Here is an 8,305-nt window from a genome sequence, read left to right on the forward strand (position 1 = left end):
TCCTCGATGTTGACCCCGGCGCGGCCCGCGTCGGCGAAGATCCGGGCCAGCTCGCCGGGCTGGTCGCTGATGAGCACCGCGACGACCTCGTACGCCGTGGGGGCGGTGCCGTGCTTGCCGGGGACGCGCTCACGGCCGGCGTTGCCGCGCCGCAGCACGTCCTCGACGCCCGCCGCGCCGCCGCGCCGCTTCTCCTCGTCGGCGGACTCCAGGGAGCGCAGTGCCCGTACGGTCTCGTCCAGGTCGGTGGCGATGCCGGCCAGGACGTCGGCGACCGGGCCCGGGTTGGCGGAGAGGATCTCCACCCACATCCGCGGGTCGGAGGCGGCGATCCGGGTGACGTCGCGGATGCCCTGCCCGCACAGCCGTACCGCCGTCTCGTCGGCCTCCCGCAGCCGGGCCGCGACCATGGACGACACCAGCTGGGGGGTGTGCGAGACGAGCGCGACCGCGCGGTCGTGGGCGTCGGCGTCCATCACCACGGGCACCGCGCGGCAGAGCGCGACCAGCTCCAGGGCGAGGTTGAGCACCTCGGTGTCGGTGTCCCGGGTCAGGGTGAGCACCCAGGGGCGGCCCTCGAAGAGGTCGGCGGTGGCGGCGAGCGGGCCGGAGCGCTCCTTGCCGGACATCGGGTGCGAACCGATGTAGGCGGTGAGGTCGCAGCCGAGCGCCTCCAGCTCGCGGCGCGGGCCGCCCTTGACGCTGGCGACGTCGATGTAGGCGCGGGCCGCGTCCGAGCGGATCGCCCGCGCCAGGGTGGCGGCGACATGGGCGGGCGGCACGGCCACGATCACCAGGTCCACCCGGCCCCCGGGCGCCTCGTCGGTCCCGGCGCCGAGCGCCGCCGCGGTGCGGGCCTGGTCCGGGTCGTGGTCGGCGAGGTGGACGGTGACGCCGCGTGCGGCGAGGGCCAGCGCGGCGGACGTACCGATCAGGCCGGTACCGATGACGAGTGCGGTCCTCACGGAGTGTTCCTTGCGAAGTGCGGCGGCTGCGCCGGGGCGGACGGGCGGGCTTGCCCGTTCAGCCTAGTCAAGCCGCGGGGGCGGTGGCCGCCGCCGGGAGGGGCGGTGCGGTAGAACGAGCCCATGATCTTCCATGTGGTGCCCGCCCCGGAGTGGGGCGCCGGACCGGGCCCGTACGCCCCGGCGTCCCTCGCCTCCGAGGGCTTCGTCCACTGCTCGGCCGACCGCGCCGCCGCGCTGGTGGCGGCGAACGCCCACTACGCCCGCTACCCCGACGGCGCACAAGCGCCCGGTCCGCTCCTGCTGCTGGGGATCGACCCGGCGCGGCTGGCGGCCGAGGTGCGCTGGGAGGGGGCGTTCCCCCATGTGTACGGGCCGGTCGAGCGGGAGGCCGTGGTGGAGGTGGCGGAGCTGCGCCGGGACGAGGGCGGATGGGTTGCGCCATAGGGCGTACGGCACGCGCGCGTCACGGAATTCGACGCCGGGTTGCACCAGGATGCTGCCCATGACGACGCCAACCTCCCGCCGCGCGGTGCTCGCGGTGGCCGCGGGCACGGCCGCGCTGGCCGGCTGCGGCAGCAGCGACGACAAGGGCAGCGGTACGGGCGCGACGCCCACCGGTACCGCGACCTCTCCCCCGGTCGCGTTCGCCCCCGAGACCCCGCACGCGTCCTCCGCGTCCCCCGGCGGGGGCGTACTGGGCAGGACGGCGGACATCCCGGTCGGCGGCGGCAAGGTCTTCGCGGACCGCAAGGTCGTGGTCACCCAGCCGGAGGCGGGCACCTTCAAGGCGTTCTCGGCGGTCTGCACCCACCAGGGCTGCACGGTCAAGGACGTCTCGGGCGGGACGATCAACTGCCCCTGCCACGGCAGCAAGTACCGTGTGGCCGACGCCTCGGTGGCGGCGGGACCGGCGCCCCGGCCGCTCGCGGCCGAGCGGATCACCGTCGAAAACGGTTCGATCCGGCTGGCCTGACCGGCCACAATCGGCGGATGACACCGCCCGAGGAGCTGGTCCGCGACCACACCGTGTACGCCTGTGTGACGGGGTCGCGCGCCTTCGGCCTGGCCACATCGGCGAGCGACACCGACCGCCGGGGTGTCTACGTGGCCCCGACCCCGCTCTTCTGGCGCTTCGAGAAGCCGCCGACGCATGTGGAGGGCCCGGCCGAGGAGCAGTTCAGCTGGGAGCTGGAACGCTTCTGCGAACTGGCCCTGCGCGCCAATCCGACCGTCCTGGAGTGCCTGCACTCACCGCTCGTGGAGCGGGTCGACGACACCGGGCGGGAGCTTCTCTCGCTGCGCGAGGCCTTCCTCTCCCGCCACACCCACACCACGTTCACCGCCTATGCGCTCAGCCAGTACAGGAAGCTGGAGGCCGACGTACGCCGCCACGGCGCCCCGCGCTGGAAGCACGCGATGCATCTGGTGCGCCTCATGACGGCCTGCCGCGATCTGCTGCGCACCGGTGTCCTGGTGGTCGACGTGGGCCCCGACCGCGACCGCCTCCTGGCCGTCAGACGCGGCGAGGTCCCCTGGGCCGAGGTCGAGGCCTGGATGGCCCGCCTCGACGAGGAGAGCGCCCGGGCCGTGTCCCGCACCCCGCTCCCCGAGGTCCCGGACACGGCCCGGGTGGCGGACTTCCTGTTCCGGGTGCGCCGGGACTCGGCGCTGGGGCCGTACCCGCACGACGGGGCCGCGCGGCGCCCCGTGTCCGGCGTCCCGGGGCGGTAGCGCACGCTCCCGGTCCCTGGTCAGGAATCCCAGAGCGCCCCGAGGGTCAGCAGTTCGCTCCGGTACTCGATGCGCTCCGCCCACTCCTTCGGCCAGGCGGCGGCTCCCAGGTGGGCACCGGCGAAGGCACCGGTCAGACAGGCTATGGAGTCCGAGTCGCCCTTGGTGCAGGCCGCCCGGCGCAGCGCGGTCAGCGGGGCGTCCGGGAAGAGCAGGAAGCAGACCAGCGCCGTGGCCAGGGCCTCCTCGGCCACCCAGCCGTCGCCCGTCTCCAGGCACGGGTCCGTCTCCGGCGAGGGGTTGCGCAGGGCCTTCAGGACCCGGTCCAGGGCGTCCAGGCACTCGTCCCAGCCGCGCGCCATGAACGCCGCGGGCGTCTCGTCGTGGGCGCGGGTCCACAGGTCGCCCAGCCAGCGGTCGTGGTAGCGGGTGCGGTTCTCGTACGCGTACGAACGCAACTGGCCGACCAGGCCCACCGGGTCCGCGCCCTGGGCCAGCAGGAAGACCGCCCGGGCGGTGAGGTCGCTGGCCGCCAGGGCCGTGGGATGGCCGTGGGTCAGGGCCGACTGGAGCTGCGCGGCGCCCGCTCGCTGCTCCTCGCTCAGACCGGGCACCAGGCCGACCGGGGCCACCCGCATGTTCGCGCCGCAGCCCTTGGAGCCGAGCTGGCTCGCCTGCTGCCAGGGCAGTTCGCTGTCGAGCAGCCCGCAGGCGACCATGCAGGTGCGGCCGGGGGCCCGGTTGTTCTCCGGGGAGTGGTACCACCGGACGAACCCCTCGCGCACCGGCCGCTCCAGGCGGCGCGGGCCGAGCAGGCCGCGGTCCATGGCGGCCCGGATGCCCTCGCCGACCGCCAGCGTCATCTGGGTGTCGTCGGTGACGACCGCCGGGGTCGGCAGCCGCATCTCCCGCCAGGGACCGCACTTGGCGAGGATCGCGGGCACGCCGACGAACTCGGTCGGGAAGCCCAGCGCGTCCCCGAGCGCGAGCCCGATCAGCGCGCCCGTCGCCGCCTGCTTCGCCCGGCTGTTCACGCGAGTGGTCATGAGGGTCGTCCTTCCGGCCGCAGGAGCGGGGGGTGCAGCGCGGTCGCCGCGCCCGCCCGGTACAGCGCGGCCGGCTTGCCCCGGCCGCCGGTCAGACGCGCGGCGCCCGCTACCGGCTCGACGAAGCCCGGTGTGGCGAGGACCTTGCGTCGGAAGTTCGGGCGGTCCAGGGCGGTCCCCCACACCGTCTCGTAGACCTGCCGGAGCTCGCCGAGGGTGAACTCGGGCGGGCAGAAGGCGGTGGCCAGGCAGGTGTACTCCAGCTTGGCGCCGATCCGCTCGCGCGCGTCGGCGACGATCCGCTCGTGGTCGAAGGCGAGGCCCTCGTACGCCCCGAACGGCACCCACTGCGCGTGCGCCGCGTCGCCGCCGCCGTGCGGCTCCGGGAGATCCGGTACGAGCGCGGTGTACGCGACCGAGACCACCCGCATCCGGGGGTCGCGGCCGGGGTCGCTGTAGGTGCGCAACTGCTCCAGGTGCAGGCCCGCGACCACCTCGTCCGACAGCCCGGTCTCCTCGGCCAGTTCGCGCCGCGCCGCCTGCCCGGCGCTCTCGCGGGGCAGCACGAAACCGCCCGGCAGCGCCCATTCGCCCTGGTAGGGCTCCTCGCCGCGCCGGATCAGCAGGAGGTGCAGACCGCCGTCGCGGACCGTGCAGACCGCGAGGTCGACGGTGACGGCGAACGGTTCGAAGGCGTACGGGTCGTAGCCCTCCGGCGCCCTGGCCGGGCCCGCGGCGCTCACCACCGGCCCCCGGGCGGGCCGTCCAGGTCCCAGCTCGCGCCCAGGAAGGTGTCGACCGCGTCGACGGCGGCGCCCAGCGGCCCGCCGGGGCCCGTGCCCCGCAGCACCACCTTGCGCCCCCGCGCGGGCAGGCCCCCGTCCTGCGGGCCCGCGAGCAGCCACAGATGGCGCTCGGCGCGGGCGGTCGCCGCCGCGCAGAAGAGCACCGGCGCCCCCGTGCGCGCCGCCTGCTCCTCCCGCGCCCGCTCGCACCGGGGCACCCACCGGGTGCCCGCCCAGACCCCGCCGCGCCGCTGGTAGTGCTCGGCCAGCGAGCGGGCCAGGGTGGTGGCGGCCGGGTCGGCGCCGAGCACCGCGACCCGGCGGGTGAGCCAGGCCCGTACCGGCTGCTCCAGGAAGTCCCAGCACCCCACCGGGTCCTTGCGCACGGCGGCGGCGGAGACCGGGAAGAGCGCGTGCTCGGGGTCGACGCACACATGCTCGGCGCGGAAGGCCCGGGCGAGGCGGTCCCCGTGCCGCTCGGAGGTGAAGACCGCGTCCACGCGCCCCCGGGCACGCACGGCGCGGACCGACCGGACGACGCGGGCGCGCGGATGGACCTCGGCCATCCAACGCGCCCGCGTCCGGGCCGCCACGAGTTCCCCGGCCGCCGTGCACACCATCACGGTCAGCGCCTCGCAGCGGTCCTCGGCGGTCCGGACGAGGTGGTGGTGGCCCGCGTGCGGCGGGCAGAACGTGCCGATCACCAGACCGTGCCCGTACCGCTCCACCGCCGCCACCCCCTCCCGTCGCACCGTCGCTTTTTAATAGTCATGATGACTATAAAGGCGCGAAGGGGCCGCGCACAACGGGCATGCGCGGGTATTCGGCGGGGCGCACGGCGTACGCGCGGGCGCCCGTGCACAGCGGCGAGCCCGGCCCCCGTCGGTCAGGGGCCGGGCTCGGTACCGGGATGCGGGGAGCGGCTACAGGCCGACCTCGCGCATCAGCATGCCGACCTCGGTGTTGGTGAGGCGGCGCAGCCAGCCGGACTTCTGGTCGCCGAGCGCGATCGGGCCGAAGGAGACCCGGACCAGCTTCTCGACGGGGAAGCCGGCCTCCGCCATCATGCGGCGCACGATGTGCTTGCGGCCCTCGTGGAGCTCGATCTCCACCAGGTAGTTCTTGCCGGTCTGCTGCACGACCCGGAAGGCGTCCGCGCGCGCGTAGCCGTCCTCCAGCTGGATGCCCTCCTTGAGCCGCTTGCCGATCTCGCGCGGCAGCGGGCCCGTGATGGCGGCCAGATAGGTCTTCTTCACGCCGTACTTGGGGTGCGTGAGACGGTGGGCCAGCTCGCCGTGGTTGGTGAGCAGGATGATGCCCTCGGTCTCGGTGTCGAGCCGGCCGACGTGGAAGAGACGGGTCTCACGGTTGGTCACGTAGTCGCCCAGGCACTGGCGGCCGTCCGGGTCCTCCATGGTGGAGACGACACCGGCGGGCTTGTTCAGCGCGAAGAACAGGTGCGACTGGGTGGCGACCGTCAGGCCGTCCACCTTGATCTCGTCGCGCTCCGGGTCGACACGCTTGCCCTGCTCAAGGACGATCTCGCCGTTGACCTCGACGCGGGCCTGCTCGATCAGCTCCTCGCAGGCGCGGCGCGAGCCCATGCCGGCGCGGGCGAGCACCTTCTGCAGCCGCTCGCCCTCCTGCTCGGCGCCGGGGAAGGTCTTCGGGGTCCTGATCTCCGGCTTGTCCGCGTACCGGTCGCGGTTGCGCTGCTCGATCTTCGCGTCGAGCTCGCGCGGGCGGGCCTGCCCCATCCGCTGCCCGTGCGGGCCGCGGCGCACCGGGGTGCCGCCCTGGGGCGCCTTGGGGCCGCCCTTGGCGCCACCGCGCGCGGCGGCACCACGGCCACCGCGGGGGGCGTCACCCCTGCTGTCGGAGCCGCCCACGTCGTAGGTGCGCTCCTCGGGGCGGAGCGGGCGCGGCTTGCCGCTGCCGCTCTGGCGCGGGCCGCCACCCTGACGCTGGCCGCCGCCCTGGCGCTGGCCGTCCCGGCCACCGCCCGCGCCGCCGCGGCCGGCGCCGCTCCGGCCGCCACCGCCGCTGCTGCCGCGGCTGCCGCTGTTGCCACCACGGCTCCCGCCGTTGTTTCCGCTGCTGTTACTGCCGCTGCTTCGCATCAAATTTCCGTCTTGTCGTCTGCTGGGGTTTCCGGGGCGTCGGGCGCGTCCGGATCGAACGACGGCACACCCTCCAGGGTCTCGGCCTCGATCGCGTCCGCCTCCGGAAGGAAGGGTGCGAGCTCCGGGAGCTCGTCCAGACCGCGCAGGCCCATCCGCTCAAGAAAGTAGTTCGTCGTCCTGTACAGGATCGCACCTGTTTCGGGTTCCGTGCCCGCCTCGTCGACCAGACCGCGCTGGAGCAGGGTCCGCATGACCCCGTCGCAGTTCACTCCGCGCACCGCCGAGACCCGGGACCGGCTCACCGGCTGGCGGTACGCGACCACCGCCAGGGTCTCCAGGGCCGCCTGGGTGAGCCGCGCCTGCTGCCCGTCCAGGACGAAGCCCTCGACGGCCGGGGCGTACTCGGCCCGGCTGTAGAACCGCCAGCCGCCCGCCACGAGCCGCAGCTCGAAGCCGCGGCCCTGGACGGTGTACTCGTCGGCCAGCTCGCGCAGCGCGTCCGCCACGACCCGCCGGGGCCGTTCCAGCACCTTCGCCAGGTGCTCCTCGGTGGCCGGCTCGTCCACGACCATGAGGACGGCCTCCAGGGCGGGCTTGAGCGCGAGCTCGTCTCCCGGCGCCTCGGGGGATTCCTGGATCACGCCGTCTCCACCTCCACGACTCGGTCGAACTCGTCCGTGACGGCGGCCCGGGCCCCGTCGCCGCCGCTCCAGCGCACCATCAGCTCACCCAGCGCCTCGTCCTGGTCCAGCACCACGGCCTTCTCGCGGTACAGCTCCAGCAGGGCCAGGAAGCGGGCGACGACCGTGAGGGTGTCGGGCGCGTCCAGGGTCAGCTCCCGGAAGCTGGCGTCCCCGGCCTCCCGCAGCATCGCCACCACGACGGCCGCCTGCTCCTGTACGGAGACGAGGGGCGCGTGGATGTGGTCGACGTACACCTGGGGCGCGGCCTTCGGCTGCATGGCCTTGACCGCCAGCTTGGCGAACCCGTCGGGGCCGATGCTGATGACGACCTCGGGCAGCAGCTCGGCGTGGTGCGCCTCCAGCCCGACGGTACGGGGGTACCGGCGCGCCTCGCTGTCGAGCCGCTCGCTGAAGATGTCCGCGATCCGCTTGTACGCGCGGTACTGCAGCAGCCGCGCGAACAGCAGGTCGCGGGCCTCCAGGAGCGCGAGGTCGGCCTCGTCCTCGACCTCGGCGGCGGGCAGCAGCCGGGCCGCCTTGAGGTCGAGCAGGGTGGCGGCGACGACGAGGAACTCGGTGGTCTGATCGAGGTCCCAGTCCGCGCCCATGGCCCGGATGTGGGCCATGAACTCATCGGTCACCTTGGAGAGCGCGACCTCGGTGACGTCCATCTTGTGCTTGGAGATGAGCTGGAGCAGCAGGTCGAAGGGCCCCTCGAAGTTGACGAGCCGCACGGTGAACCGCCCGTCGGGGGGCCTGACGGCCTCGTCCGGTGCCTTCTCCGGGGGCGCGGGGAACTGCTCGGCCGGCCCCGGGCGGTCCGCTGCCGCCGACGAGGGATCAGGCGCCTCTTCGGAGGCGGAGGCGAAGCCAGAGGCGGAAGCGGGGTCCGGGGGCGCGGCCTCCGGGAGACCTTCCTCGTCCCCCGCCGGCCCCGGACCCGGCTCCGGCACCCGAAGGGTTCCGGGA

10 protein-coding genes are annotated in these 8,305 nt (G+C 74.5%); 3 read left to right on the forward strand and 7 right to left on the reverse strand.

Annotation, left to right across the window (positions count from 1 at the left end; translation table 11 throughout):
* A partial coding sequence (locus ACJA3G_RS23700; protein WP_406555049.1) for a prephenate dehydrogenase occupies positions 1-965 on the reverse strand: 965 nt, incomplete at its 3' end.
* Positions 966-1,088: 123 nt separating this feature from the next.
* On the opposite strand from ACJA3G_RS23700, the gene ACJA3G_RS23705 reads away from it, so the two are divergent.
* From ACJA3G_RS23705 to ACJA3G_RS23715, 3 genes are read left to right on the forward strand one after another with little or no spacing between them, the layout of a single operon-like run.
* Complete coding sequence (locus tag ACJA3G_RS23705; protein ID WP_406555050.1) at positions 1,089-1,412, forward strand: DUF952 domain-containing protein; 324 nt, start codon at positions 1,089-1,091, stop codon at positions 1,410-1,412.
* A 58-nt stretch (positions 1,413-1,470) separates the two neighbouring features.
* On the forward strand, positions 1,471-1,941 hold the full coding sequence (locus ACJA3G_RS23710; protein ID WP_406555051.1) for a Rieske (2Fe-2S) protein: 471 nt from the start codon (positions 1,471-1,473) through the stop codon (positions 1,939-1,941).
* A 17-nt stretch (positions 1,942-1,958) separates the two neighbouring features.
* Entirely contained in the window at positions 1,959-2,699 is a 741-nt protein-coding gene (locus tag ACJA3G_RS23715; protein ID WP_406555052.1) for a DNA polymerase beta superfamily protein, read from the forward strand.
* A 20-nt stretch (positions 2,700-2,719) separates the two neighbouring features.
* Here ACJA3G_RS23715 and ACJA3G_RS23720 read toward each other — a convergent pair whose 3' ends face one another.
* From ACJA3G_RS23720 to ACJA3G_RS23745, 6 genes are all read right to left on the reverse strand, one after another.
* The gene (locus tag ACJA3G_RS23720) at positions 2,720-3,745 is read right to left on the reverse strand and encodes an ADP-ribosylglycohydrolase family protein (RefSeq protein WP_406555053.1); all 1,026 of its coding nucleotides are present in this window, start codon (positions 3,743-3,745) and stop codon (positions 2,720-2,722) included.
* Entirely contained in the window at positions 3,742-4,488 is a 747-nt protein-coding gene (locus ACJA3G_RS23725; RefSeq protein ID WP_406555054.1) for an NUDIX hydrolase, read from the reverse strand. Before ACJA3G_RS23725 ends, ACJA3G_RS23720 begins: the two co-directional genes overlap by 4 nt.
* Entirely contained in the window at positions 4,485-5,258 is a 774-nt protein-coding gene (locus ACJA3G_RS23730) for a transcriptional regulator (RefSeq protein WP_406555058.1), read from the reverse strand. The genes ACJA3G_RS23725 and ACJA3G_RS23730 overlap by 4 nt, the downstream gene beginning before the upstream one ends.
* A gap of 195 nt (positions 5,259-5,453) precedes the next feature.
* On the reverse strand, positions 5,454-6,650 hold the full coding sequence (locus ACJA3G_RS23735) for a pseudouridine synthase (RefSeq protein ID WP_406555055.1): 1,197 nt from the start codon (positions 6,648-6,650) through the stop codon (positions 5,454-5,456).
* Positions 6,650-7,294, reverse strand: a complete 645-nt coding sequence (gene scpB, locus ACJA3G_RS23740) for an SMC-Scp complex subunit ScpB (RefSeq protein WP_406555056.1) — start codon at positions 7,292-7,294, stop codon at positions 6,650-6,652. The genes ACJA3G_RS23735 and scpB overlap by 1 nt, the downstream gene beginning before the upstream one ends.
* On the reverse strand, positions 7,291-8,305 hold a 1,015-nt coding region (locus tag ACJA3G_RS23745; protein ID WP_406555057.1), incomplete at its 5' end, for a segregation/condensation protein A. The genes ACJA3G_RS23745 and scpB, both read right to left, overlap by 4 nt.

The organism is Streptomyces sp. YS-3 (genome assembly GCF_045257485.1).
Lineage (GTDB): Bacteria > Actinomycetota > Actinomycetes > Streptomycetales > Streptomycetaceae > Streptomyces.

Bases quoted from the DNA above. Each gene is read 5' to 3' on its own strand.
- ACJA3G_RS23705 (WP_406555050.1), top strand. From the start codon at position 1,089: ATGATCTTCCATGTGGTGCCCGCCCCGGAGTGGGGCGCCGGACCGGGC.
- ACJA3G_RS23715 (WP_406555052.1), top strand. From the start codon at position 1,959: ATGACACCGCCCGAGGAGCTGGTCCGCGACCACACCGTGTACGCCTGT.
- ACJA3G_RS23710 (WP_406555051.1), top strand. From the start codon at position 1,471: ATGACGACGCCAACCTCCCGCCGCGCGGTGCTCGCGGTGGCCGCGGGC.
- ACJA3G_RS23720 (WP_406555053.1), bottom strand. From the start codon at position 3,745: ATGACCACTCGCGTGAACAGCCGGGCGAAGCAGGCGGCGACGGGCGCG.
- ACJA3G_RS23735 (WP_406555055.1), bottom strand. From the start codon at position 6,650: ATGCGAAGCAGCGGCAGTAACAGCAGCGGAAACAACGGCGGGAGCCGT.